The organism is Sphingomonas yunnanensis (assembly GCF_019898765.1).
Lineage (GTDB): Bacteria > Pseudomonadota > Alphaproteobacteria > Sphingomonadales > Sphingomonadaceae > Sphingomonas > Sphingomonas yunnanensis.
The window spans coordinates 30,829-55,789 of the sequence record NZ_JAIOKB010000003.1; the positions used below are offsets into that span (position 1 = coordinate 30,829).

A 24,961-nucleotide genomic window follows, 5' to 3' on the forward strand; every position below is an offset into this window, starting at 1 on the left:
GCGGGAGCCGCGCAATGGGGCTGAGTGCGGCGGCGCTCACCGCCGGGCTCGACGCACTGGCAGAGATCGAGCCCGCCTTCGCCGCCGCGATCGGGCGCGTCGGCTATCCCGCGCCGCGTATCCGCGCCACCGGCTATGCCACGCTGCTGCGCACGATCCTGGGCCAGCAGGTGAGCGTGCGCGCGGCCGATTCGGTGTGGCGCAAGCTCGCCGAGCACGGCGATCCCGGCGACCCGGCGCTGGTCACCGCGCTCGGCGACGAGGAACTGCGCGCCTGCGGCTTCTCGCGGCAGAAGGCGGGCTATGCGCGCAGCCTCGCCGGGCTGGTGACGAGCGGCGCGCTCGATCTCGCCGCGCTGCCCGCCGACGACGAGGAGGCGATCGCGCAGCTGGTCGCGGTGAAGGGCATCGGGCGCTGGTCGGCCGAGGTGTACCTGCTGTTCGCCGAGGGCCGCCCCGACATCTGGCCCGCGGGCGACCTGGCGGTGCAGATCGAGACCGGCCGCATCCTCGGCCACGCCGAGCGCCCGAGCGAGAAGCTCACCCGCGCGCTGGCCGAGCCGTGGCGCCCGCACCGCGGCGCCGCGGCGATCTTCACCTGGCACCATTATGGCGCAGGGGCTGACGCCGCCCCAGTGTGAGGGGGCGCTGGGCGTGTCGGCTACGCCAGTCCGAGCCGCGGTCGCGGGCGCGGCGGGACGCGCAGCCAGCCCTCGGTCAGCGCGCCAGCCGCCGCCAGCGCGCCGAGCGCGAACAGCAGCGCCGGGGTGACCGTCAGCAAGGCCTTCGCCGCGCTCTCCCAGGCCATACTCGCCGCGACCGTGTCGAACGCGACTGCCTGGAGCACGAGCGAGGCCGCCACGACCAGGAACGCGCCGCCGTCGCGCCGACCGCGCCACATCGCGAGCGCGCCGCCGATCGACACCAGCATCGCCAGCTGGAACGACAGCGCGAAGCCGCTGTGCCGCGCCACCTCCCAGTCGAAGAAGCCGGGAACCGCGGGAAACAGCCGTCCTATGATCGGCGGCAGCACCAGCAGCGCGGTCGCTAACATCGCGGCGGCATGGGCGCGCACCTGTCGTCGCGCGAGCAGCGCCTGGCGCACCAGCGCGACGAAGGTGACGAGCGCGAGAAGGTCGACCAGCGCGAGCCGGGCGCCGAAGCTGGTGTGGAAGGGATCGCTTCGCGCGACGAAGAGCGCGATCCCGCCCTGCACCGCGGCGAGGCTGGCGCCAGCGAACAGTGGCACGATCGCGAACAGCGCCAGCCCGGCGGTGCGGTGGAGCGCGACACGGCGGTCATGGATCGACCAGAGCTGGACCGCGAGCAGCACCAGCCAGGCGGTGGCGCTCAGCCCGTGCGCGTGGAGCGCGAGCGGTGCGGCGCGCAGCGCGCCGAAATAGCCGGGCCAGAACGCCAGCAGGATCAGCGGCAACAGCAGCAGCACTGCCCGATAGCCATGACGATAGGGCATCACCGTCGCTCCCTCCCGCGCCGCTGACCCTGCCGATCGCGCGCGCGCCGTTCTCCCCCGGCGCGACCACGATACTGCCTCGCGCGGCCGTTCGATTGGACGGACTCAGCCACGATCGTGGTGATCTTTACAAACGGCATGGCGAGGACCTCGTGCGCCAGGAGGACGACGCGCGATCCGCGAGCCCGCACCCCCCGGCCCATCGCGGGGCGCTGCCGCCGAACTGCAATCAAAGCTCAGCGTCGCTGACACATGGGCCTGCCAAGGCCACCGCGGGGACGCGGCGGCGGAGGCGCAGATGAAGGGGCGGACGATCGGGGCTTGGACGATGGGGCGGCGGGCTGGGCGAGCCGCGGTGACCGCGGCGCTGCTCCTCCTCTCCGGCCTGTCCGTGGCGGGTGCGTCGGAGCGGTTCGACGGGGCGGTCGAGGACGCGCGGCTGCTCGGCGCGCTATCGCTCGACGGCGAGCTGTACCATGTTCAGGGGGTCGAGATCGGCGCGCACCGCATCTGGGTCACTTCGGTCGACGGCGCGGCGCGGCGCGGTTACCTCCACGAGTTCGATCGCGCCACGGGCCGCTTCCGGCGCCGCATCGAGCTCACCGACGGCGTACGCTACCATCCCGGCGGGCTCTCGTTCCACGATGGCAGCCTGTGGGTGCCGGTCGCGGAGATGCGCCCCGACAGCTCGGCGGTGCTGGTCGAGCTCGACGCCGCGACGCTGCGCGTGCGCCGCCGCCTGCGGGTCGCCGACCATCTCGGCTGCGTCGCGGTCGCACCCGACGGCCGGTTGATCGCGGGCAATTGGGACAGCCGGCTGCTCTACGTGATCGATCCCGCCGACACCGCGACGGTGCGCGCGGTGCCCAACTCCTCGGCGACACATTATCAGGACATGAAGTTCGTCGCCGGCGCGCTCGTCGCGGGCGGCAATCTCGACCTGTGGAGCGGCACCGTCGATTTCCTCGATTGGCCCTCCCTCGCGCTCCGCCGCACGCTGCGCGCGGGGGCGATCGGTCCGGTGCGACCGTTCGGGCGCGGCGGTCCCTATACTGGCGAGGGCTTGGCGATCGAGGGGCGTGACCTCTACCTGCTGCCGGAGGATGGGCCGAGCCGGCTGTTCCATTTCCGCCTCGCCGCCTGAGCGCGATCTTCGGTGCCTGTATCCTCGCCGTCTTTGGCGGCCCGGCGCTGCGCGGCGAGTCGGCGCGATGGAACGAGTCGCTCGCTAACCTGCTCGACCCCGCCGCGGCGCTGGCGACGCTGGCGATCGGCGCGCATTTCGCGACGGACGGCGTGCTGCTGCTGCTCGGGCCGCTGCACCTGATCGCGGGGGATCGCGGCCGGGTGGACGGCCGAATCAGCGCACGCCGACCGTGGCCGTGGCGCGGCTCAGTCGCGCGCGCCGTTGATCCGGCGCACGCGCTGGCGGACATAGGCGACCTGCTCGTCCGTCAGCTGACCCTTGCCGTCGGCGACCATCTGAGCGACCTCGGTGCGAAGCGCGGCCGCCGCGGCGAGACGCTGGCGACGCATCGTCGGCGTGGCCGAAGAATTGGGGAACTCCTGCGCGGGCGTGAAAACCGGAGCGCTCGCCGGCGTGTCGAGCACCAGCCCGCTGCCGTTGCCATATTGCGCGAGGGCGGGCGCGGCGGCGAGCGGCAGGGCCAGCACCGTGGCGGTGATCAGACGGCGGCGCATCTCGACTCCTCTCGACATGAGACAGCGAAGCTACCCCATCGCCATCCGCTCAGCATGCGAAATCGCGTTCATTTCGCCGGCTTCCACACCTGCGTCTGACAGAAGAAGGCGATGCAGCCCTTGACGTTGAGCGTGCCGTCGGCGTTGCGCGCGACGATCGACTTGTAGGTCTTGCCGTTGCGGGGATCGTAGATCTTGCCGCGCCAGTCCTTGCCCTCGTCGGTGAAGCCCGACAGGATCGGCAGGCCCAGGATCGGGCGCGAGCGCAGCGCCGCGTCGGAGTTGTTGACGTCGGTGTCGGGCGCGCCGGGGCGCTTCTTGAGGATCGTGGTGAGCCGGCCGCAGACGCTGCCCTCGCACGGCCCGACCGTGACCACGCCCGCGCCGTCCTCGGTGAGGTAGCGCCCCGCGATCGGAGCGGCGGCATCGGCGGAGGCGGGAATGGCCAAAGCGACCGGGGCGAGCAGCGCGAGCGCGGCGGGGAGGGGGAGACGCATGGCCAGGAATATCGAGGAACGATGATGAACACGCAATGGACGATCGGGATCATCGGGGGCTCGGGGCTGTACGCCATCGACGGTCTGGAGGAAGCCGAGTGGCGCGACGTCGCGACCCCATGGGGCGCGCCGAGCGACCAGCTCCTGTTCGGCCGGCTCGGCGGCGTGCCGGTGCGGTTCCTCCCGCGGCACGGTCGCGGCCACCGGCTCGCGCCCGGCGACATACCCGCGCGCGCCAACATCGACGCGCTCAAGCGCGCCGGCTGCACCGACGTGATCGCGCTCTCCTCGGTCGGGTCGCTGCGCGACGCGCTGGCGCCGGGCAGTTTCGTGCTGGTCGACCAGTTCGTCGACCGCACGATCGCGCGCGCCGCCTCTTTCTTCGGCAGCGGGCTGGTGGCGCATGTCAGCTTCGCCGACCCGGTGTGCCAGCGGCTCTCTGCCCTGGCGGCGGCGGCGGTCACCGCGGCGGGCGGGCAAGTGGCCGAGCGCGCCACCTATCTGGCGATGGAAGGGCCGATGTTCTCGACCCGCGCCGAGAGCCGGCTGTACCGCGACTGGGGCTGCGACGTGATCGGCATGACCGCGCTGCCCGAGGCGCGGCTCGCGCGTGAGGCTGAGCTGCCCTATGCCCTGGTCGGCATGGTCACCGACTATGACTCGTGGCGCGTCGAGGGCGCCGCGGTCGATCTCGCGGCGGTGGTGGCGCAGGCCACGGCGAACGGGCGGGTGGCGCGCGCCGCGGTGGCGGCGCTGACGTCGATGCTGCCGGCCGATCGATCCGCCGTGCCCGCCGATACCGCGCTCGACGGCGCGCTCTTCACCGCGGCAGCGGCGCGCGATCCGGCGCTGCTCGAGCGCAACGCGGCGATCCTGGCGCGCGTGCTCGGCTGAGGTCGCCTGCTCGGGTATGGTCCTTCCGGTGTGAAGCGGCGAGATGCTCTTGGGGAGGCAGGAGCCCAGAGCCACGCGCGTCCCGCCCGATGGCGTTCGCCGGAGCAAGGTCTCACCGAGAGGGATCGCCTCGTAGCGATCTCAGAACAGCTTGCGCACGCCCAGCCGGATCGAGCGGCCGACCGGGTCGATCAGTCCCGGCTGGAAGCGCAGCGGCGTCGCGCCCAGCCCGTCGCGCACCGCGATGCGATCGTCGAAGAGGTTCTCTACCGTGAAGGACAGCGACAGCCGCTTCGCCCAGGGACGCCCGACGATCTTCTCGGCGTCGAGGTTGCCGTAGAGCACCAGCCAGTCGCGTCCGGAAAAGCGCAGGTCCGCCGCGGGCAGCAGGTCGCGCACCCGCGTCGCGCCCTGCAACCGCGCGTAGACGCCGACCGAGGCCGGCCCGTAGCCGATCCCCGTGTTGCCCTCGACCTCCCAGCGCGGCCGGCCGCCGTTGCCGTCGAGCGTGGCACCGTCGAGCAGGTCGAGCGCGGGCTGGCCCGGCAGAAGGGTGAGCCGATCCGAGAGCCGCCAGGTCGCGCTGCCCATCACGTAGACGCTCGGGCGCGGCTTGGGGGGCGGGGGTGGCGGCGCCTGGGGGTCTGGCGTGGCGGGCGGCGAGGGCGGCTTGGGCCCGAGTTCGGTGAAGAGGTTGAGCGTCAGGCGCAGCCTGCGCTCGTCCTCCGCCGCCACCGCCGCCGGGCGCAGGTCGAGCCGTACCAGCCGCCCGGCGTTGTCACGCACGAAGCGGTCGGGGAAGGCCGCCTCGAACGCGGAGGAGCCGCTCACCGGGGTGATGCTACGGTCGCGCGCGCGCGTGACGAGATAGTCGAGCCGGAGGTCGAAGCTGCGCTCGGCGAAGGGCCGCAGCGCGACGCCGAGCGTGGTGAGGCGGGTGCGCTCGGGCGGCAGCGCGGGATTGCCGCCGTAGACCGCGTCGACGAAGGCGCTGGTGCCAGTGGCATAGTCGAAGACGGGGAGGTTGGGCACCGCCACCAACGCACCGGTCAGTGACGTGATCGGCGGCGCCGTCTGAGAGAGGTTGACGGTGGCGGTCAGCTCCACCGCGCGCGCCGGCTGCCAGGTCGCGCCATAACTGAGGCTGGTCAGCCGCTCGAACCCGGTCACCCGGTTCATCCCCAGCGTCGCGGTGACGGCGAGGCGGCCTAGCGGCGCTAGCACGCCCTCGCTCGCCGCCGCGATCGGCAGTACCGCGCCCACGCTCGTTCCCGCGCTGGTGCGCCGCAGCCGCGGCACCGGCGTCGCGAGCAGCGGGGCGTCGGCCGCGGCGCTGCCGTCGCTGGTGGCGCGCGCCAGATCGACGCTGGTGGTCACCTGCAGCTCGCCCGCGGGAAGGCGCAGCAGCGGCCCGCTCGCGGTCAGCCGGGTGCTGGCGGTGCCGGTGAGCGAGCGACCGCGCGTCGACAGCAGGCGCGCGGGATCGTCGAGCGCGCGCGCCTGCTCGGCGGTGACGGCGCCGCGGATGCGCTCGTAGCCGCCCGTGGCGTCCCAGATCCACCGCCCCGCGCCGCCGTGAAGACCCGCGGTGCCGCGCAGCGTGAGAGCGGTGTCGCGCTGACGCAGCGAGCTATCGGGTAGATAGAGGCCGGCTTGCTCTCCGTCGGCGCCGAGCAGCGGGGCGAGGCCGTTGCGGCGCAGGTTGCGCGTCGCCTCCATCGTCAGGTTGAGGTCGGCGTCGAGCTTGGCCGTGATCGGTCGCGCGGCGGCGGCGTCGACCTTGATCGTATCGGTCAGCGGCTGGAGGTAGCGTCCCGCGCCGACATCGGCGCTGCCGCCGCCGAGCAGCGGCACCGGCTCGGGTGCGATCGCGCGCTGCGACTGGCGCACGGGCAGCTGCCGGAAGTGCGAGACCTGGAGTGTCGCGCGGCGCGACAGGTCGATCCGCGTCGCGGTCGCCTCGGCATAGTGCGTCGCGCCGCCGCCGCGCGTGGTCGGACCGGCGAGCTGCTGCGCCACGGTGGAGCGGAAATGCTTGGCGGTGACCAGGTTGAGCACGCGGACGGTCGGCGGGAAGCCGAAGCGCGCCGCGTCCTGCTCGGGGAGGATCTCGGCCTTCTCGATCGCCTCGGGCGGGATCGACTGGATCTGGGCGACGCCGTTGACGCGCCGGCCGTTGAGCAGGATCACCGGCTCGGCACCGCCGATCCCCGCGGTGAGCGGACGGAGGCGGTCCAGCACCTCCTTGAGCCCGGTGACGCCGAGCGAGCGCAGCGCGCGCTGGTCCAGCACCGCTATCGGCTCGTTGCTGCCGATCGCCGAGCCGGGCGAGCGCCGCGCCGCGACGACGACATCGGGCTCGGCAGTCGGTGGCGGCTCGGGCGCGCGCTCCTGCGCCGTCGCCGGCGCGGCGAGCGCGGCTGCGCTCAGCATCAGCAATCTTACCTGCTCGCCCGGCATCCGCGCCGCTCCGTCTGCGTCGCGCGCAGTCAAGCCGGCAAAACGCGCCGGACCGTAGCCGGAGCGTGGCCGAAACAAGGCCGCTGTCAGAATGGGGGAGATAGGTGAGGGAGTCCGCGTCCACGTCGGAAAGGGGGATGGGTGGATCGAGCAAAGGCGATGCGGAACTCCGCATGCCGATCCGGCCGAACTTGCCGAAGCCGACACTGTCGGAGCGATCGTCTCGCTGCGCACGCTCGACGACCGATGCCGCGACGCCGGTCGCATCTGCCGCGCCGTCGTGCCCACCCCGGGGCGAGTGTTTCAACCGAACCTTGGGACCGGCCCTTCGAGCCGAGGACTTACGCGCACACAGACCGAGTACCGGGCTAGCGCTGTCGCTTCAGGGCGCCACGAAAGCGCCCCTCGCCAACCGGCTCGCGGGCCCGATCGATCGCCTCCACGTCATGAAGCGTGGACGTGGCGAGTGTTCGGCCGCTCAGTGCGCCCCCGACATCGTCCCATTGGACAGGTCGCCCAGCGTGTCGCTGTTCTCCATCGTCATCGCGTTCGCGCCCGACGCATTGTCCGTCGCCATCAGGTCGCCCGCCGCGCCCGAGGCGGTGAGGCCGTTGGCCTGGCTCTCGTTGGCGACGACGTTGTTGTTCTCGTCGGTCGTGATCGTCTGGTCGCCCTTGCCACAGGCGCCGAGCGCGAGCGCGAGCGGGAGGGCGGCGAGGAAGGCGGCGCGGGGCAGGGCACGGGTCATGACAGTCTCCGTCGGCTGAAGCGCGCCAACGTCGCGCCGACCACGCTCGTTCCCTCGCCGCCGGCCCCGACGCGCTGTGTCCGACGGGCCACAGCCCGCCCCGAGGCGGCTGAATACGTATGTGGCTTTCTTGTGACGCGGTCCGGCGCGGGCCTAATCGGCGGCATCTACCCAGGCACGGTCGCACCAACGCGGCCGCCGGGACAGGGGAGGATCGTCTTGGACCGCTCGTCACTCATGGTATCGGCGCGCACGCGCCTCGTCTCGCACAGCAGCGGCGTTGCGCTCGCCGCGGCGCTGCTGCTCGTCGCCACCGCCGCGCAGGCGCAGGAAGCGCCGCCGCAGGCGAACGCGCCCACCGCCAACCCGACGGCGAAGGCGACGGTCGACCAGCCCGCTCCCTCGGCCGATCCCACGCCCGACGCGAATGCCAACCCCAACCCCACCGCGACCGACGCGGGAGCGGACGAGATCGTCGTCACCGGAATCCGCGCCAGCCTCGCCAAGTCGGCCGAGATCAAACGCAACTCGACGATCATCGTCGACTCGGTCTCGGCCGAGGATATCGGCAAGCTGCCCGACGTGTCGGTCGCCGACTCGCTCGCGCGCCTGCCAGGCGTCACCGCGCAGCGCGTCGAGGGCCGCGACCAGAGCCTGTCGATCCGCGGCCTCGGCCCCGATTTCTCGACCACCCTGCTCAACGGGCGCGAGCAGGTCACCACCGGCGACAATCGCGGCGTCGAGTTCGACCAGTATCCGTCGGAGTTCTTCAGCAACGTCAACGTCTACAAGTCGGCCGACGCGTCGCTGATCGCGGCCGGCGTGTCGGGCACGGTGGACCTGCGCATGCTGCGCCCGCTCGACCAGAAGGAGCGACTGTTCGTCGTCTCGGCGCGCGGCCAGATGAACGGCATCGGCAAGCGCAATCCCGACGGACAGCGCTACGGCTATCGCGCCACCGCGACCTTCGTCGACAAGTTCGCGGGCGACACGCTCGGCATCTCGATCGGCCTGGCCGCGCAGGAATCGCCGACCAACTACGACAAGTACGAGGCCTGGGGCTATCCGGGCCTCAACGACCGCAACGCCAATTGCGACGCCGCGGGCAACCCGTGCCTGCTCGGCGGTGCCAAGCCCTATGTCCAGTCGAACCTGCTCAAGCGCTACGGCGGGGTCGGCACGATCGAGTGGCAGCCGAGCGACTCCTTCCACTCGACCTTCGACGCGCTCTACACGCACTTCGAGGAGACGCAGCACCTGCGCGGGATCGAGTTCCCGCTCGGCTATAACGTCGCGCCCAACCCGGGCTCGGTGACGGTGCAGGACGGGTACGTCCAGACCGCGACCTTCTCGCCGCAGTACACGGTGCAACGCAACGACCTCAACGAGCGCCGCGCCGACATGTACTCGTTCGGCTGGAACAACGATCTCAAGCTGTCCGACTCGATCCACCTCAACGTCGACGCGAGCTGGTCGCACGCCAACCGGCAGGACGAGCTGATCGAGACCTATTCAGGCACCGGCTATGGCGGCACCGGGCAGCGCGACACGATCACGGTCACGCGTCAGGACAGCGGCATCTACTCCATCGTGCCGACGCTCGATTACACCGACACCGACGTGATCCGCATCACCGACCCGGGCGGCTGGGGCTATAACGGCACCAACGCCGTGGTACAGGCGGGCTTCCAGAACCGGCCCAAGTTCAGCGACGACCTCAAGTCGCTGCGCGCCAGCCTGGCCGGCGACTTCGCCGACCTGGGCGTGATCCGCGGCTGGGAGGTCGGCGCCAATTACTCGCAGCGCGAGAAGAAGGCGCAGTACACCTCCTATTTCTACTGCCCGTCGGGGATGGGAACCGGCTGCACCGTCGCCAGCGGCACCACCACCTCGATCGCGGTGCCGAGCGACGTCGTGCTCGATCCGGTCTCGCTCGGCTTCATCGGTGTGCCCAACATCCTCGCGCTCGACTCGCGCGGCGTGCTCGACCTGCTCACCCCGGTGTTCGACAACCGCCCGGAGAGCCTCGCCAAGGTGTGGGGCGTGAAGGAGAAGGTCGCGACCGGCTACGCCAAATTGGTGTTCGACGGCACCGCCGGCGGCAGGGCGATGAAGGGCTCGCTCGGCGTCCAGGTGGTGCACACCGACCAGAGCTCGGACGGCCGCATCGCCGGGCTCAACGCGGGCGCGGTGACCCTGTCCGAAGTATCGGGCGGCGCGAAATACACCAACGTGCTGCCGAGCGCGACGCTGTCGGTCGAGCTCATCCCGAGCGGCTTCGTCAAGATGGGCGCGTCGCAGACGATGGTGCGCCCGCGGCTCGACCAGGAGCGGATCTCGCAGAACGTCGCGATCACGCCGGGCAACGTCGGGCGCGGCTCGGACCCGCTCAACAGCCCCTTCTCGTCCGACGGCGGCAACTTCCAGCTGCGGCCGTACAAGTCGACCAACATCGACATGTCGTTCGAGAAATACTTCCCCGGCGGCGGCTATGTCGCGCTGACCGGCTATTACAAACGGCTGACCGATTACGTCGATCCGAACAACAACGTGCTGTACGACTTCTCGCCGCTGCTCAGCTCGTTGACCCCCGAGCAGCAGGCGATCGTGCGCGCGCAGAACGCGCAGAACGGCTTGTTCAAGCTGCCGGCCAACTCGGGCCGCGGCGAGATCCTCGGGGCCGAGGCGACGCTGTCGCTGCCGCTGCGCATGCTGACCCGCTCGCTCGACGGCTTCGGCCTGTTCGGCAGCGGCAGCTACACCAGCTCGGCGGTGCGCTACGACAGCGCGCCGGCGGACACGCAGACGGTGCCGGGCCTGTCGAAGTGGGTGCTCAACGGCACCGCATACTTCGAGAAATGGGGCTTCCAGGCGCGCACGACCTATCGCTACCGCTCCGAGTTCCTCGCCGAGGTGCGCGGGCTGTCGGCCACGCCGGAGCTCAACACCGCCAAGGCGGAGGGCATCCTCGACGCGCAGATCGGCTATGAATTCCAGAGCGGTCCGCTCCAGGGGTTGGCCATCCTGGCACAGGCGAAGAACCTGACCGATCAGGCCTTCTACCAGTATACCAACGGCGACCCGCGCCAGGTGCGGCGCTACCAGCGCTACGGTACCGATTATTACGTCGGCCTGACGTATCGGTTCTGACCCAAGATCCTTTCCGGCACGGGGAGGGGGACCGCCCGGCAAAGCCGGGTGGTCGAGGGGGCTCTCCACGAAACGCAGCGCCTGTGGCGACCCCCCTCCACCACCGCCTCGCGGCGGTCCCCCTCCCCGCGAGCGGGGAGGATTGATGCCGCTCAGAACTCGGCGCGCGCGCCGAACAGGATCGTGCGCCCGTAGTAGTTCACCTCGCCGAAGCGCAGCTCCCTGTCGTTGTAGGTGTTCTGCCGCGCGCCGGCGAGGTTGATCCCCTCCAGGCTGAGCGTCAGCTGCGGCGTCACCTTGATCGAGAAATTGCCGTCGAGCGAGCCGAACGGCGCGACATAGCTCGGTGACTGCACCGTGCTGCCGGTGCCGCTGAGATAGCGGTCGCGCCAGACGTAGGAGAGCCGCGTCGACACCGGCCCCATGTCGTAGAAGCCGACCAGGTTGAAGCTGTTCTTGGACAGGCCGAGCAGCTGGTCGCGGATCTCGCGGTCGCCTGCCTTATAGTCCGCCTGCACCGAGGTGTGCGTGTACGAGGCCTGCACGCCCAGGCCGTCGAGCGGCTTGGGCAGGAAGCTGAACACCTGGCTGTAGGCGAACTCGGCGCCGTAGACCTTGGCGTCGCCGCCGTTGATCTGCGTGGACAGGCGGACGTTGCCGCGCCCCGGGATGGTAATGTCGACGTTGTTCTGCGTGATGTAATTGTCGAGCGCCTTGTAGAAGACCGTGCCCGACAGCAGCCCCGACGGCGCGAAATACCATTCGAGCGAGCCATCGAACTGCGTCGCGAGGAAGGGCACCAGCTGCGGGTTGCCGCCGCTCGCGGTCGGCGCGTCGGTGGAGACGGTGATGCGCGGCGCGACGTCGGTGACGTTGGGTCGGGTCAGCACGCGGCTCGCGGCGAGGCGGCCGACCAGCTTGGTGGTGAGATCGGCGCGCAGGTTGAAGCTGGGCAGCCAGTTGTTGAAGGTCTTGGGGAAGCTGGCGGGCGTCGCGACCGAGCCGGCGGTCAGCGTCCCGCTCGCGACCTGGTCGGTGTGGACGTATCGCACGCCCAGGTTGCCGCTCACCGCCACTGCGCCCAGCGGAAATTGATAGTCAGCGCGGACATAGCCCCCCGCGATTCGCTCCGTGACGGTGAAGCTCGAGCGCCGGTCCGCCAGCGTCAGCGCCGAATTTTCCACTGCGGGCGTGAAGAAGGCGTCGAGATAGGCGCTCGTCACCGGCACGAGGAAGGTGCGCGGCGTATTGCCGGACACGCCCTCGAGGAAGTCATCGAACGGCAGCTGCTCGTAGGCGCCGCTGCCGAGCACGCTCAGCGGGGTGCCGGCGGGCGGGTTGACCAGGAAGTCGCGGCGGAAATAGTCGCGCCGGCGCCGGTGATATTCGCCGCCCGCGGCCAGCTTGGAGAGGAAGCCGTCGAGGTCGCGTGCGACGTCGGCGCGGGTGTAGAGGTCCCAGTCCTTGCTGTCCTTCGGCGCGATGTTGAAGGTGTAGAGGCTGTAATTGGCCGCGTCGGTGGCGTCGACCGGCGTGGTGAGGCTCGGCAGCACCTTGTAGCCGCCGGTCGCGTCGTAGCTGAGCGGCGCGATGAAGATCGCGCGGCTGCGCACCGTGCCCTCCCGATAATCGGGGTGGTAGCTGTGCGCCGCCGACCAGTTGACGTCGGCCGACAGGTGCCAGCGATCAGGGTTCCACCGCTGCTTGAGCCCGACCGTCAGCAGGTCGTGGCGGTTGAGGCTGTACTCGCGCGACGCCATGAAGCGCACGTTGTTGATCGTCGCCTTGGTGATCGTGTCGCCGTCGGTGACGACCGAGCCCGGCACGATCGACGAACCCGAGGGATTGTAGGTGCCCTTGCCGTCGTCGGGATAGATATCGAGGCCGAACTCATCATAGGCGACGTCGAGCCGGGTCGCGACGACGTCGAGGATCGTCTCCAGCTCGGCGGTCGGGCGCCACTGCGCCGAGATCATCCCCGACACGCGCTCGCGATCCTCGGTCTCCACCGTCGGCCGCGTGCGCGTCGGCGAGTAGAGTCCCTTGGGCAGCCCGCCCGTCGCGGCGGTGGTGTAGCGGTCGGCGATCCACCCGAACCCCAGGAAGCGGTCGTTGCGGACCGACTTCGCCCAATATTGCGCGCCCGCGAGCAGCCCGAACGTGCCGTCGTCGGTGGTGACGCTGGTCAGCAGCGTCGCGTTGGGGCGGACCTTGTCGGTCTGCGTGGTGTAGGTGCCGCGCAGGTTGAGCGTGGTCTTGTTGCCCACCTCGAGCGGGCGGAAGGTGGTGACGTCGATGTTGCCGCCCAGCGCGCCCTCGCTCATGTCCGCGGTCGGCGTCTTCACCACGTCGATGCGCGAGGTGAACTCGGCCGGCAGCATCTCGAAGCGGAACTGGCGGCCGTTGGCGCCGCCGTTCTCGATCAGGTCGTTGAGCGCGACGGTGCGGCCGTTCATCAGCGTGTTCTGGAACTGCGGCCCGAGCCCGCGGACGCTGACGTACAGCCCCTCCCCGCGCGGCCGGGTGATCGCCACGCCGGGGATCAGCTGCAGCGCCTCGGCGACGTTCTGCGTCGGGAACTTGCCGATGTCGGTCGAGCTGATCGAGTCGACGCCGTAGGCGGCGCGGCGCTTCGTCTCCACCGCGGCGTCGATGCTGCGCGCGTAGGTGCCGTTGACGACGATGTCCTCGCCCGGCTGGTCGGCCGCGGCGGCGTCGCTCGCCTGCGTGGCGGGAGCCGCCGACGCGACGGTCTGCGCGTGCGCGGTCCCGGTCAGCGAGGCGATGGTGACGAGCGCGGCCGACGCCCGAAGCAGGCCGACATACGATAGCATGATGATACCCCCAAGCGGCATGAGTGCCGTCTTGGCGCGGGCCGCTACGGGGGCTCGATGTAAACGCCGCGTCGTTTTAGCGACGGTTTCGTTACGACCGCGCACTTTCCGGCGCGATATCGCGTTTCCGGGTAGGTCGATGCGCCGAGGCGCGCGGTTCGGCCCTCGGTCGTGCTACTGAAGGAGCTTGGCGGGCAGGTCGAGGGATCGCCTAGCGGTCGCGCCACCAAACCCACAGCGCGATCGCTACTCCTGCCGCGAGGCCAGCGAGGAAGCCGATCGTCGGCTCGCCGGCGATGAGGCCGAGGATCGTGCCGCCGAGGATCAGCGCGGCGATAGGGAAGCCGCCGGCGAGCGGGGAGCGGGAAGGAGGCATGCGTGCGCTCTGCCACGGCGGCGCCGCGCGCGCCAGCCGCGACCGGCCGTGCCGGAGCCGCGATCCCGGCCTCGCTCGCGCACTTTTCCCCCCTTCTTCTCTCCACCTGCGGCGGCTAGACCGGGTGGATGAGGCCGGACGTGGGGCGGCGCGGCGCGCTGCTCTGCGCCGCGATCGGTATGATGACAGGAGCGATGCCCGCGCGCGCGCAGCAGGCGCCGTCCGGCGCCGCGCCTGCGTCGCCGGCGGCGGACACGCCCGCGCTCGACGACGTCGACCCGAGCGCGCCGCTCGCCGCTTTGCCCGACATCGGCGTCGACTGGCCCGATCTCAGCGCCGCCCCCGCCGCGCCGGTGGCCGAACGCGCGCAGATCGGCGCCACCACGCGCTACGCCTGGCGCATCGACGGGCTCGACGCCGCGGGCACGCCGCTGCTGCGCCAGCGCTTTCAGGAACTGTCGGTGCTCGCCGGCAACGATGGGAAGGAGGCCAATTCGGCCCAGCTCGATCGCCGCGCGCGGCAGGACGCCGCACTGCTGCTCACCCTGCTGAAGGGCGAGGGCTATTACGACGCCACCGTCGCGACGCGGTTCGAGCGCGCCGAGAAACGCCCCGTGATCGTGCTGGCGGCGACCCCGGGCACGCTCTACCGCTTCGCCGGGGTGACGCTCGCGGGCGTCGAGGCCGCGGGGGAGAAGGCGCAGAAGCTGCGCGACGCCTTCGCGGTGAAGCCCGAGGACCCGGTCAACAGCGACGCCATCGCCGCGGCCGAGGCCAACCTGCGCACGCGCGCGGGCGAGGAGGGCTTCGCCTTCGCGCGGGTCGGCGACCCGCAGGTGGTGGTCGACCGCGCGGCGCAGAGCGCGACCGTGTCGGTCGAGGTCGCGCCGGGCACCGCGCGCCGCTTCGGACGCATCACCGCCAACGCCGACAACCGCGTGTTCGACGCCGCGCACGTCGCCGATATCGCGCGCTTCCAGACCGGCGACTCCTATGAGGCGTCGCAGCTCGACGACCTGCGCCGCGCTTTGGTGCAGACCGGGCTGGTCTCCACCGCCGAGGTGCGCGCGGTCGCGGCGGACGATCCGTCGGTGGTGGACGTGGCGGTGCGGCTCGAGCCGGCGCCGCCGCGCACGGTGGCGGTCGAGCTCGGCTATGGCACGGGCGAGGGCGCGCGCTCCGAGGTCAGCTGGACCCACCGCAACCTGTTACCGCCCGAAGGCGCGGTGACGCTGCGCGGCGTCGCCGGCACGCGCGAGCAGCTCGGCCAGGTCACCTTCCGCCGCAACAATTTCCACGCGCGTGACCGCGTGCTCACCGCGCAGTTCGCCGCGGCACACCTGCTGCGCGACGCGTACGAGGCGAACACCTTGTCGCTGTCCGCGGCGCTGGAGCGGCAGACCAACATCTTCTTCCAGAAGACCTGGACCTGGTCGCTCGGCGCCGAGCTGGTCGCCTCGGACGAGCGCGACGTGATCCTCTCCACCGGAGAGCCGCGCCGCCGCACCTTCCTGATCGGCGCGCTGCCGACCAGCCTCGGCTATGACGGGTCGGACGACCTGCTCAACCCGACGCGCGGCTTCCGCCTTGCCGGGAGGGTGAGCCCCGAGCTGTCGCTGCAGAACCGCGCCTTCGGCTATACCCGCGTCCAGCTCGACGCGAGCGCGTACCAGCCGGTCACCAAGGGCACCGTGCTGGCAGGCCGGGTTCGCGCGGGCACGATCCTGGGCGCGCCGCGCGACCAGATCGCGCCGTCGCGACGCTTCTACGCCGGCGGCGGCGCCTCGGTGCGCGGCTACGGCTTCCAGTCGATCGGCCCGCGCGATCCCAACAACGACCCGATCGGCGGGCGGAGTCTGGCCGAGTTCGCGGTCGAGGCGCGGATTCGCGCCTTCGGCAACTTCGGCGTGGTGCCCTTCTTCGACGGCGGCAACATCTACACCGGCGGGCTGCCCGACCTCACCGGCTTCCGCTACGGCGCGGGCATCGGCGTGCGCTATTACTCGAACTTCGGCCCGATCCGCGTCGACCTCGGCACCCCGATCAACCCGCAGAAGGGCGACAGCCGGGTCGCGGTCTACGTCTCGCTGGGGCAGGCGTTTTGAGCCGCGCGCTGCGCTACGCCGGGCTGGCGCTCGCGGCGCTGGTCGCGCTCGCGCTGCTCGTCGTCTTCGTGCTCGACACCGGCGTCGGGCACCGCTTCGTGGCGGACCGGGTCAACGCGCTCCGCCCCGACAACGGGTTGCGCTTTCGCCTCGGGCGGATCGACGGCTCGCTGTACGGCCGCGCCGAGCTCGTCGACTTTCGTCTCTACGATCCCAAGGGGCTGGTGCTGTCGGTGCCGCGCGCGCGGCTCGACTGGTCGCCGCTCGCCTGGTGGCACAATCGACTCGACATCACCTCGCTCGACATCGCCACCGCGACGCTCGCCAAGCTGCCCGAGCCGCGCGACACCGGCCGGAGCGGGCCGCTGCTGCCCAAGTTCGACATCGCCATCGCGCGACTGGCGGTCGACCGGCTGGTGGTGGCGCCGCGGGTCACCGGCGTGGTGCGCTTCGGCCGGCTGCGCGGGCGCGCCGATATCCGGGACGGCCACGCGCTGGTCGACCTCGCCGCGCTGTTACAGGGCAGCGACTCGCTCGACCTGCGGCTCGACTCGCGCCCCGATGCGGGCCGCTTCGACCTGGCCGCGCGCGCGCGCGGCACCGCGCGCGGCGTGCTGGCGAAGCTCACCGGGCTCAACCGCGCGCTCGCGCTCGACGTCGCGGGCGACGGTGACTGGCACCGCTGGGACGGGCGCGCGGTGGCGCAGGCCGGTGCGGCGCGGGTGATCGACCTCGCGCTCGCCAACCGCGACGGGCGCTACCGGCTGATCGGGACGGTGGCGCCGAGCGCGGTGAGCGGCGGCAAGCTCCAGTCGCTCACCGCGCCCCGCGTCGCGGTCGACGGCAGCGCCACCTTCGCGAGCCGCCGGCTCGACGGCACGCTGGCGCTGCGCTCCCCTGCGCTGGCGGCGCAGATCGAGGGGATGGTCGACCTCGCCGGCAGCGCCTTCCGCAACGTGCGCGTCAGCGCGCGGCTGCTGCGTCCGGCGGCGCTGTTCCGCAACATGACCGCGCGGGACATGCGGCTGCGCGCCATCCTCGACGGCAATTTCCGGATCTTCTCCTTCGACTATCGCCTCACCGCGGACCGCTTCGCGTTCGACGATACCGGCTTCGAGCAGGCGCGCGCGGCGGGGCGCGGGCGCTGGTCGCGGACCCCGGTGCTGGTGCCCGCGCGCTTCACCGCGGCGCGCGTCACCGGCGTGGGCGACGTCGCCGGCGGCATCCTGCGCAACCTCAGCGTCGACGGCGTCCTCAAGGTGACCGCCACACAGGTCACCGGCGACCGGCTGCGGCTGCGCTCGGACCAGCTGGCCGGCGAGATCGGGCTCCAGCTCGACCTGCGCACCGGGCGCTACGACGTCGCATTGAGCGGGGGGCTTGGGCGGTATCTCATCCCCGGCATCGGGCTGGTGCAGGTCGACTCGCGGCTCCAGGCGGTGCCCGGCCCCGGCGGCCATGGCACGCGCGTGGTCGGGCACGGCACCGCGCGCGTGCTGCGGCTCGACAACACTTTCTTCCGCTCGCTCACCGGCGGGCTGCCGCGGATCGAGACCGAGCTGGAGCGCACGCCGGACGGCATCCTCCATTTCACCCGACTGGTGCTCACCGCGCCGACGCTGCGGCTCGCGGGCAACGGCTATCGCCGCCGCGACGGCACCTTCTTCTTCGAAGGCGCGGGGACGCAGGGGACGTACGGGCCGGTGACGCTGCGGCTCGACGGCAGGATCGAGCGGCCGACGCTCGATCTCGTCTTCGCGCGCCCCAACGCCACCTTGGGGCTCGCCGCGGTGCGCGCGCACCTCGACCCCAGCGCGCAGGGCTTCACCTTCACCGCGGCGGGGGGATCGCGGCTCGGCGACTTCACCGGCGCGGGACAGATCGTGCTGCCGCCCGGCGACGGCCAGTCGCGTATCCTGGTCGAGCGGCTCGACGTCAGCGGCACGCGCGCGACCGGCGCGCTCGACATCGTCGACGGCGGCTTCCGCGGGCGCCTGAACGTGAACGGTGGCGGGTGGAGCGGCGCGCTCGACTTCGTCCCCGTCGGCGAGGTGCAGCGCATCGCCGCCCAGCTCCAGGCGCGCAACGCCCGCATCGGCAGCGTCGCCGCCGTGCGCGTGGCGCAGCTGCAGTTCACCGCTTTGCTCGATCCCGCGGGCACCAAGCTCGACGCCACCGCGCGCGGCGCCGGGCTGCGCCACGGCGCGCTGTCGGTCTCGCGCTTCGACGGCACGGTCGCGCTGGCGGGCGAGACCGGCGAGATCCGCGCCGCGATCGCGGGCTCGCGCGGGGTCGGCTTCCGCGTTCAGACCGTCACCGCCGTCACGCCCGACGGCTATACCGTGCGCGCGAGCGGCAGCATCGGCCAACGCCCGATCCGGCTCGACACGCCCGCGGTGCTGCGCCGCGACGGCGACACCTGGACGCTCGCCCCGACCAAGCTGAGCTTCTCGGGCGGCTCGGCCGAGGTCTCGGGGCGGCTCGGTGACGACGACACGAGCGTTCGCGCCACGCTCGCCGACCTGCCGCTGGCAGTGCTCGACATCGGCTATAGCGGGCTCGGCCTCGGGGGCAGCGCGAGCGGCTCGCTGCGGCTCGACGCGCGCGCGGGCGCGGCGCCGACCGGGCGCGCCGACCTCACCGTGCGCGGGCTGACCCGATCGGGGCTGGTGACCTCGTCGACGCCGGTCGACATGGGGCTGGCCGCGGTGCTCGCGTCCGACCGTGCCGGCGTGCGCGTGGTGATGCAGTCGGCGGGCAAGATCGTCGGGCGCGCGCAGGCGCAGCTCAAGCCGCTCGGTAGCGGCAGCCTGGTCGAGCGGCTGTCGCGCGCCGGACTCTTCGCGCAGGTGCGCTATAGCGGGCCGGCCGACACTTTGTGGCGGCTCACCCGGATCGAGCTGTTCGACCTGACCGGTCCCGTCGCCTTCGCCGCGGACGTCACCGGCACCACCCAGGCGCCGCAGCTGCGCGGCGTGGTGCGCGCCGCTGGCGCGCGGATCCAGAGCGCGACCACCGGCACCTCGATTACCAACGTCGCGGCGAGCGGGCGCTTCAGCGGCGCGCGGCTCCAGCTCGACCGCTTCACCGGCGACGCGGGGCGCGGTGGTAAGGTAAGCGGCAGCGGCTGGTTCGACCTGCGCCCGACCGGAGTCGCGCTCGACCTGCGCGTCGACGCCGATCACGCCGTGCTGATCGACCGCGACGATATCGGCGCCACCGTCACCGGCCCGATCACCTTCCGCTCCAACGGCGACGGCGGCGTGATAGGCGGCGATGTGCGGCTCGACACCAGCCGCTACAAATTCGGGCAGGCCAATGTCGCGAGCGCGCTGCCGCAGGTGGCGGTGCGCGAGATCAACGTGCCCGGCGGCGACAATGCCGACGACGAGGTGGCGGCGCCGTGGCGGCTCGACATCCGCGCCCGCGCGCGCAACGGGCTGATGGTCACCGGGCTGGGCCTGTCGAGCGAGTGGACCGCGCAGGTCCAGATCGCGGGCACGCCGACCGACCCGGCGCTGACCGGCCGCGCCGACCTGGTGCGCGGCGACTATGAGTTCGCCGGGCGCGAGTTCGAGCTGTCACGCGGGATCATCCGCTTCGCCGGCGAGGTGCCCGCCAACCCCGCGCTCGACATCGAGGCGAGCGCCAACACCACCGGGCTCAACGCGACGATCCGCGTCACCGGCGTCGCGCTCAAGCCCGAGATCAACTTCACCAGCACGCCCGCACTGCCGCAGGACGAGCTGCTGTCGCGGTTGCTGTTCGGCACCTCGATCACCAATCTCTCCGCGCCCGAGGCGCTCCAGCTGGCGGCCGCGGTGGCGGCGCTGCAGGACGGCGGCGGCGGGCTCAACCCGATCAACGCGGTGCGCCGCGCCGCCGGGCTCGACCGGCTGCGCATCCTGCCCGCCGACCCGCAGACCGGGCAGGGCACGTCGATCGCGGCGGGCAAGTACGTGACGCGGCGGATCTACGCCGAGATCATCACCGACGGCGCCGGCTATTCGGCGACGCGCGTCGAGTTCCAGGTGACGCGCTGGCTGTCGCTGCTGTCGTCGATCTCGACGCTGGGGCGGCAGAGTGCCAACGTGCGCGTGTCGCGTGATTATTGACGTGCGTGGCGCGTGGTGGCCGGAACGGTCCGGCGGCCGGCGCGATGGCGGCGCTGCGGCGCGAGTGAGCGTGAGGGGGGCGAGGATGCGAGTGGGATGGTGCGCGGCCGCGGCGGCCGCGCTGGTGGTCGGTAGCGGCGCGGCGGCACAGTCGCCCGCCGCGCTCAACGGCGCGCCGCCGCCGCTGCCGCTCGCCGCGCCCGCGCCGCCGCCGGCGGTGGCGGACGACATGAGGTCGGTGCTGGAGCAATTGCCGCTGCTCGGCGCGCGTCCGATCACCGCGCTCACCCCGGTCGAGGCGCGGCTCGAGCCCACGGCGGCGGACGCCTACAATGCCGCGATCCGCAAGTCGGGCATGTCGGTCGCCCCCGACGCGACGGTGACGACGCAGGACCTCGCCTACGGCTCCGACGCGATGCAGTACGCACGCATCTATCGGCCGGGTGCGGCCGCCGGGACGGGCGCGCCGCTGCCGCTGCTGGTCTATTATCACGGCGGCGGCTGGGTGCTGGCCGATCTCACCGCCTATGACGCGACGCCGCGGCTGCTCTCCAAGCAGCTCAACGCGATCGTGGTGTCGGTCGAGTATCGCCGCGCGCCCGAGTTCCGCTTCCCGGCGCAGCACGACGACGCCGCCGCGGCCTATGGCTGGGCGGTGCGGAACGCCGGCGCCTGGGGGGCCGACCCGGCTCGGGTGGCGCTCGCTGGCGAGAGCGCGGGCGGCAATCTCGCGCTCAACACCGCGATCTACGCGCGCGACCATGCGCTGGCGCGGCCGGCACACGTGCTCGCGATCTACCCGATCGCGAACAGCGATCCCGCGCTGCCGTCGCGGCGCGACTCCGCGGGGGCGACGCCGCTCGACACCGCGATGCTGGGCTGGTTCGCGCATTACTACAGCGCCAACGCCGGCGACTCCGCCGACCCGCGGCTCAACCTGGTGCGCGCCGACCTGCGCGGGCTGCCGCCGGTGACGATCGTCAACGCGCAGGTCGACCCGCTGCGCTCAGACGGCGAGACGCTCGCCCAGGCGCTGCGCGGCGCCGGCGTGAGCGTGCAGCAGCGGACATACAGCGGCGTGACGCACGAGTTCTTCGGCATGGGCCGGCTGGTGCGCGGCGCCTATGACGCCGAGCTCTTCGCGGTGGCGCGGCTCAAGACGGCGTTCGGCCTATGAGGGGAGTGACGATGCGCGCGACCGCGGGTCTGATGATGCTGACCAGCGCGATGCTGGCGCTGCCCGCGGCGGCGCAGGCGATGTCGCCCGCGCGCTACCTCGAGGCGGCCGGCGCCGCCGACCTATACGAGCGCGCGGCGAGTCAGATGGTGCTCGAGTCGACCACGGACGCGAAGGTGCGCGATGTCGCCCGCATGATGCTGGCGGACCAGGCGCGTGGCAGCGCCACGCTGCGCGCGGCGGCGGCGCGCGCCAGGGTGCGCGTGCCCGCGGCGGTGCTCACCCCGCTGCAGACCGAGTGGATGGCCGAGCTGCGCGCCGAGACCGGTCTGGCGCGCGACGCGACCTATGTGGCACAGCAGCGTGCCGCGCACGGTCGCGCGATGGCGTTGCACCAGGCCTATGCCGCGGGCGGCGGCGCGGCGGGACTCAAGGCGGCGGCGGCGCGGGTCGCGACAGTGGTGGCGCGCCACGCCGAGCTGCTCAAGGCGATGTGAATCGAGCTCGAGGGGGAAGGGCGTGCGCACGATCGTCATCGCCGGGGGCGGCAGCGCGGGGTGGATGTGCGCCGCCGCGTTCGCGCACCTGCTCGGACCGGGCTGGCGCGTGCGACTGGTGGAGTCGGACTCGATCGGCACCGTCGGCGTGGGCGAGGCGACGATCCCGCAGATCCGCACTTTCAACCAGGCACTCGGGCTCGACGAGCGCGCCTTCCTCGACGCTACCGAGGGGACGTACAAAGTCGGCATCGAGTTCGTCGGCTGGGGCGCGCCGGGCGAGCGCTACCTCCACGCGTTCGGCGACGTCGGCCGCGCTTCGGGGCTGGTGCCGTTCCATCAGCGCTGGCTCCGCGCACGTGCGGCGGGAGCCGTGGCGCCGCTCGGCGATCATTCGCTCAATGACGTGGCCGCTCGCGAGGGGCGGATGCAGCTCGGCCGCGCGCGCACGGCGGCGTTGCTGCCCGAGATGCCCTACGCCTTTCACTTCGACGCCGCGCTGTATGCCGCCCTGCTGCGTCGCTTCGCCGAGGCGCGCGGGGTGGAGCGCCTCGAAGGGCGCATCCTCGGCGTCGAGCGCGCGGGCGAGACGCTCACCGCCTTGCGGCTCGACAGCGACCGGCGCGTCGCGGGCGAGCTGTTCGTCGACTGTACCGGCTTCGCCGCGCTGCTGATCGGCGACGCGATGGCGGTGCCGTACGACGATTGGTCGCGTTACCTGCCGTGCGACCGCGCGCTCGCGCTGCCCTGCGCGCGCGTCGCGCCGCCGATCCCGTACACGCGCGCCACCGCGCACGACGCCGGCTGGCAGTGGCGCATCCCGCTGCGCCATCGCACCGGCAATGGCGTGGTCTACAGCAGCGCGCATCTCGACGATGCCGCGGCCGAGCAGGTGTTACGCGCCGGGCTCGACAGCAGCAGCGAGGCCGCGCCGCGCGCGATCCGTTTTACCACCGGGCGACGGCGCGAGGCATGGCGTGGCAACGTCGTCGCGGTGGGACTGGCGGCGGGGTTCATGGAGCCGCTCGAGTCGACCAGCCTCCACCTCGTCCAGTCGGCGATCGCGCGGCTGATCGCGCTGCTGCCCGGCGCGGCGGCGGGGCCCGCGACGCGCGACACCTTCAACCGCCAGAGCGCGACCGAGTGGGCGCGGATCCGCGACTTCCTCGTGCTCCATTATCACGCCAATCGGCGCGACGGCGCGTTCTGGCGTTACTGCCGCGAGTTGCCGCTGCCCGGCACGCTCGCGGACAGGCTGGCGCTCTGGCGCGAGCAGGGCGTGGTGCTGCGCGAGCAGGACGAGCTGTTCACCGAGGTGGCGTGGATCCAGGTACTGATCGGGCAGGGCGTGCTGCCCGCCGCGCACCATCCCCTCGCCGACGCCGAGCCGCTGGAGGAGGCGCGCGAGTTCCTGGCGCTGTGGGCGCAGCTGGTGCGGCGCGAGGTGGCGCAGATGCCGCCGCACGCGGCGCTGGTGGGGGGCTGAGCAGCTCGGTTCGCGCGAAGACGCGACGGCGCGAAGGAGGTTTTTCACTCGTAGGCGCGGAGGCGCGGAGGCGTAGGGAGGAAGCCTTCGCCACCAGCGAACCTCACCCATCGAGTCGTCGCGGCGACACTCCTATCTGTGCTCCTGCGCACGCAGGAGCCTAGGATCACGCGCACCGTAGAGGGTTGCCCTACAAAGTCCTGGGTTCCGGCTTTCGCCGGAAGACCAATACGAGGCGCGCAGCTCGAGCGAGCACACGGTGATCCCCCGAGAGAAAAACCCGCCGGCGTGACAAGTACCTCCTCTCTGCGCCTCCGCGCCTCCGCGTGAACAACCGTCTTCGCGTCCTCGCATCTTCGCGTGAGCTCTGACCCGGACCGCCTCACGTCGACGCGCGCACCACCAAGGTCGCAGGCAGCGTGAGATGATCGGTCGCCTCGCCCGCGATCTGGCGCACCAGCGTGTCGACCAGCACCGCGCCCGCGCGCGCGTAATCCTGCGCCACGGTGGTCAGCGGCGGGCGGGTCAGGCTCGCCGCTGGGATGTCGTCGAACCCGACCACGGACACCGCGCGGGGCACCACCAGCCCGGCCTCGTCGAGCGCGCGTAGCGCGCCGAGCGCGATCAGGTCGGAGGCGGCGAACAGCGAGTCGAAGCCGATGCCGCGCGCGATCAGCCGCTGTGTCGCCTCATAGCCGGCCTGCTCCGATGAGAGCGCGTCGACGTGCAGCCCGGGGTCCGCCGCCAGACCGGCCTCGCGCAGCGCGTCGGCGAGGCCGCGGTAGCGGTCGCGGAACTCGGGATAATGGTCGCTCGCCTCGCCGACGAAGGCGACGCGGCGGCGCCTGCGCTCGATCAGATGGCGGCCGACCGCGGCGCCGCCGGCGCGATTGTCGCAGCCGATCACCGTGCCCAGCCCGCCGCTCGCCGCGACCGAGCCATAGCGCACGAAGCGGGTCTTCTGCCCGACCAGCTGCTCGACGCGCGCGCGGTACAGCTGCCAGTCGCCGTAACCGAGCAGGATCAGCCCGTCGGCCTTGCGCGAGTCGGCATAGTCGACGTGCCAGTCGGCGGAGAGCTGCTGGAAGGAGGTGAGCAGGTCATAGCCGCGCAGCGCGCAGGTCTTCAGGATCGATCCCAGCATCGACAGGAAGAAGGGGTTGATGTGCGAATCGTCGGGCAGCGGGTCCTCGAAGAACAGCAGCGCCAGCGTACGCGCCTCGCCTTTCCGTAGCGACGAGGCGGCGCGGTCGACCTTGTAGTTGAGCTGGCGCGCGATCGCCTCGATGCGCAGCCGCGTCGCCGCGCTCACCGTCTTGTCGCCGCGCAGTGCGCGCGACACGGTGGGCTGCGAGACCCCGGCCAGCGCCGCGATGTCGAACGAGGTGACTTTGTCGGACAGCGCCATGGCGGCGGATCGGTCTCTCCTGGGGACGAATGTTCTACC

17 protein-coding genes are annotated in these 24,961 nt (G+C 72.0%); 9 read left to right on the plus strand and 8 right to left on the minus strand.

What is annotated here, in order from left to right; translation table 11 throughout:
- The first annotated feature begins 14 nt into the window (after positions 1–14).
- Positions 15–641 carry a DNA-3-methyladenine glycosylase family protein gene (locus K7957_RS09855; RefSeq protein ID WP_223011840.1) on the plus strand — a complete coding sequence of 209 codons (627 nt, stop codon included), beginning with the start codon at positions 15–17 and terminating at the stop codon, positions 639–641.
- Between the two features lie 20 nt (positions 642–661).
- Here K7957_RS09855 and K7957_RS09860 read toward each other — a convergent pair whose 3' ends face one another.
- Positions 662–1,474: a hypothetical protein gene (locus K7957_RS09860; RefSeq protein ID WP_223011841.1), complete on the minus strand. Its 813-nt coding sequence runs from the start codon at positions 1,472–1,474 to the stop codon at positions 662–664.
- Between the two features lie 328 nt (positions 1,475–1,802).
- On the opposite strand from K7957_RS09860, the gene K7957_RS09865 reads away from it, so the two are divergent.
- Positions 1,803–2,618, plus strand: a complete 816-nt coding sequence (locus K7957_RS09865) for a DUF6454 family protein (protein WP_223011842.1) — start codon at positions 1,803–1,805, stop codon at positions 2,616–2,618.
- A gap of 248 nt (positions 2,619–2,866) precedes the next feature.
- Here the strand turns inward: K7957_RS09865 and K7957_RS09870 are convergent, their stop codons facing one another.
- Complete coding sequence (locus tag K7957_RS09870; RefSeq protein WP_223011843.1) at positions 2,867–3,175, minus strand: hypothetical protein; 309 nt, start codon at positions 3,173–3,175, stop codon at positions 2,867–2,869.
- Positions 3,176–3,243: 68 nt separating this feature from the next.
- Entirely contained in the window at positions 3,244–3,672 is a 429-nt protein-coding gene (locus K7957_RS09875) for a DUF2147 domain-containing protein (RefSeq protein ID WP_223011844.1), read from the minus strand.
- Positions 3,673–3,696: 24 nt separating this feature from the next.
- Here K7957_RS09875 and K7957_RS09880 point away from each other — a divergent pair, with 24 nt between their 5' ends.
- On the plus strand, positions 3,697–4,566 hold the full coding sequence (locus K7957_RS09880; protein WP_223011845.1) for a phosphorylase family protein: 870 nt from the start codon (positions 3,697–3,699) through the stop codon (positions 4,564–4,566).
- 141 nt (positions 4,567–4,707) lie between these two features.
- Here K7957_RS09880 and K7957_RS09885 read toward each other — a convergent pair whose 3' ends face one another.
- A complete protein-coding gene (locus K7957_RS09885) occupies positions 4,708–6,999 on the minus strand; it encodes a TonB-dependent receptor domain-containing protein (protein WP_223011846.1) in 2,292 nt (763 codons plus the stop codon).
- A 505-nt stretch (positions 7,000–7,504) separates the two neighbouring features.
- Complete coding sequence (locus K7957_RS09890; RefSeq protein WP_223011847.1) at positions 7,505–7,774, minus strand: hypothetical protein; 270 nt, start codon at positions 7,772–7,774, stop codon at positions 7,505–7,507.
- A 237-nt stretch (positions 7,775–8,011) separates the two neighbouring features.
- On the opposite strand from K7957_RS09890, the gene K7957_RS09895 reads away from it, so the two are divergent.
- Positions 8,012–10,924: a TonB-dependent receptor gene (locus K7957_RS09895; RefSeq protein WP_223012230.1), complete on the plus strand. Its 2,913-nt coding sequence runs from the start codon at positions 8,012–8,014 to the stop codon at positions 10,922–10,924.
- Positions 10,925–11,076: 152 nt separating this feature from the next.
- Here the strand turns inward: K7957_RS09895 and K7957_RS09900 are convergent, their stop codons facing one another.
- Both K7957_RS09900 and K7957_RS09905 read right to left on the minus strand, forming a co-directional pair.
- On the minus strand, positions 11,077–13,758 hold the full coding sequence (locus K7957_RS09900; protein WP_223011848.1) for a TonB-dependent receptor: 2,682 nt from the start codon (positions 13,756–13,758) through the stop codon (positions 11,077–11,079).
- A gap of 211 nt (positions 13,759–13,969) precedes the next feature.
- A complete protein-coding gene (locus tag K7957_RS09905) occupies positions 13,970–14,134 on the minus strand; it encodes a hypothetical protein (RefSeq protein ID WP_223011849.1) in 165 nt (54 codons plus the stop codon).
- Positions 14,135–14,262: 128 nt separating this feature from the next.
- Between K7957_RS09905 and K7957_RS09910 the strand changes: the two genes are divergently transcribed.
- The 5 genes from K7957_RS09910 (at position 14,263) to K7957_RS09930 (ending at position 23,514) form a co-directional block, all read left to right on the plus strand.
- Complete coding sequence (locus tag K7957_RS09910; protein WP_223011850.1) at positions 14,263–16,239, plus strand: autotransporter assembly complex protein TamA; 1,977 nt, start codon at positions 14,263–14,265, stop codon at positions 16,237–16,239.
- Positions 16,236–20,354, plus strand: coding sequence for a translocation/assembly module TamB domain-containing protein (locus tag K7957_RS09915; RefSeq protein ID WP_246616950.1), 4,119 nt, complete (start codon positions 16,236–16,238; stop codon positions 20,352–20,354). The genes K7957_RS09910 and K7957_RS09915 overlap by 4 nt, the downstream gene beginning before the upstream one ends.
- An 85-nt stretch (positions 20,355–20,439) precedes the next feature.
- A complete protein-coding gene (locus K7957_RS09920) occupies positions 20,440–21,531 on the plus strand; it encodes an alpha/beta hydrolase (RefSeq protein WP_223011851.1) in 1,092 nt (363 codons plus the stop codon).
- 11 nt (positions 21,532–21,542) lie between these two features.
- Positions 21,543–22,028, plus strand: a complete 486-nt coding sequence (locus tag K7957_RS09925) for a DUF4142 domain-containing protein (RefSeq protein WP_223011852.1) — start codon at positions 21,543–21,545, stop codon at positions 22,026–22,028.
- 22 nt (positions 22,029–22,050) lie between these two features.
- Complete coding sequence (locus K7957_RS09930; RefSeq protein ID WP_343228367.1) at positions 22,051–23,514, plus strand: tryptophan halogenase family protein; 1,464 nt, start codon at positions 22,051–22,053, stop codon at positions 23,512–23,514.
- A 382-nt stretch (positions 23,515–23,896) separates the two neighbouring features.
- On the opposite strand, the gene K7957_RS09935 is transcribed toward K7957_RS09930, so the two are convergent.
- Positions 23,897–24,922 carry a LacI family DNA-binding transcriptional regulator gene (locus K7957_RS09935; protein WP_223011854.1) on the minus strand — a complete coding sequence of 342 codons (1,026 nt, stop codon included), beginning with the start codon at positions 24,920–24,922 and terminating at the stop codon, positions 23,897–23,899.
- Positions 24,923–24,961 lie beyond the last annotated feature (39 nt).

Coding starts and splice junctions, on each gene's coding strand:
- K7957_RS09925 (WP_223011852.1), top strand. CDS start 21,543: ATGCGCGCGACCGCGGGTCTGATGATGCTGACCAGCGCGATGCTGGCG.
- K7957_RS09870 (WP_223011843.1), bottom strand. CDS start 3,175: ATGCGCCGCCGTCTGATCACCGCCACGGTGCTGGCCCTGCCGCTCGCC.
- K7957_RS09935 (WP_223011854.1), bottom strand. CDS start 24,922: ATGGCGCTGTCCGACAAAGTCACCTCGTTCGACATCGCGGCGCTGGCC.
- K7957_RS09920 (WP_223011851.1), top strand. CDS start 20,440: ATGCGAGTGGGATGGTGCGCGGCCGCGGCGGCCGCGCTGGTGGTCGGT.
- K7957_RS09900 (WP_223011848.1), bottom strand. CDS start 13,758: ATGCTATCGTATGTCGGCCTGCTTCGGGCGTCGGCCGCGCTCGTCACC.
- K7957_RS09895 (WP_223012230.1), top strand. CDS start 8,012: ATGGTATCGGCGCGCACGCGCCTCGTCTCGCACAGCAGCGGCGTTGCG.
- K7957_RS09855 (WP_223011840.1), top strand. CDS start 15: ATGGGGCTGAGTGCGGCGGCGCTCACCGCCGGGCTCGACGCACTGGCA.
- K7957_RS09885 (WP_223011846.1), bottom strand. CDS start 6,999: ATGCTGAGCGCAGCCGCGCTCGCCGCGCCGGCGACGGCGCAGGAGCGC.
- K7957_RS09910 (WP_223011850.1), top strand. CDS start 14,263: ATGAGGCCGGACGTGGGGCGGCGCGGCGCGCTGCTCTGCGCCGCGATC.
- K7957_RS09865 (WP_223011842.1), top strand. CDS start 1,803: ATGGGGCGGCGGGCTGGGCGAGCCGCGGTGACCGCGGCGCTGCTCCTC.
- K7957_RS09875 (WP_223011844.1), bottom strand. CDS start 3,672: ATGCGTCTCCCCCTCCCCGCCGCGCTCGCGCTGCTCGCCCCGGTCGCT.
- K7957_RS09880 (WP_223011845.1), top strand. CDS start 3,697: ATGAACACGCAATGGACGATCGGGATCATCGGGGGCTCGGGGCTGTAC.
- K7957_RS09860 (WP_223011841.1), bottom strand. CDS start 1,474: ATGCCCTATCGTCATGGCTATCGGGCAGTGCTGCTGCTGTTGCCGCTG.
- K7957_RS09890 (WP_223011847.1), bottom strand. CDS start 7,774: ATGACCCGTGCCCTGCCCCGCGCCGCCTTCCTCGCCGCCCTCCCGCTC.
- K7957_RS09905 (WP_223011849.1), bottom strand. CDS start 14,134: ATGCCTCCTTCCCGCTCCCCGCTCGCCGGCGGCTTCCCTATCGCCGCG.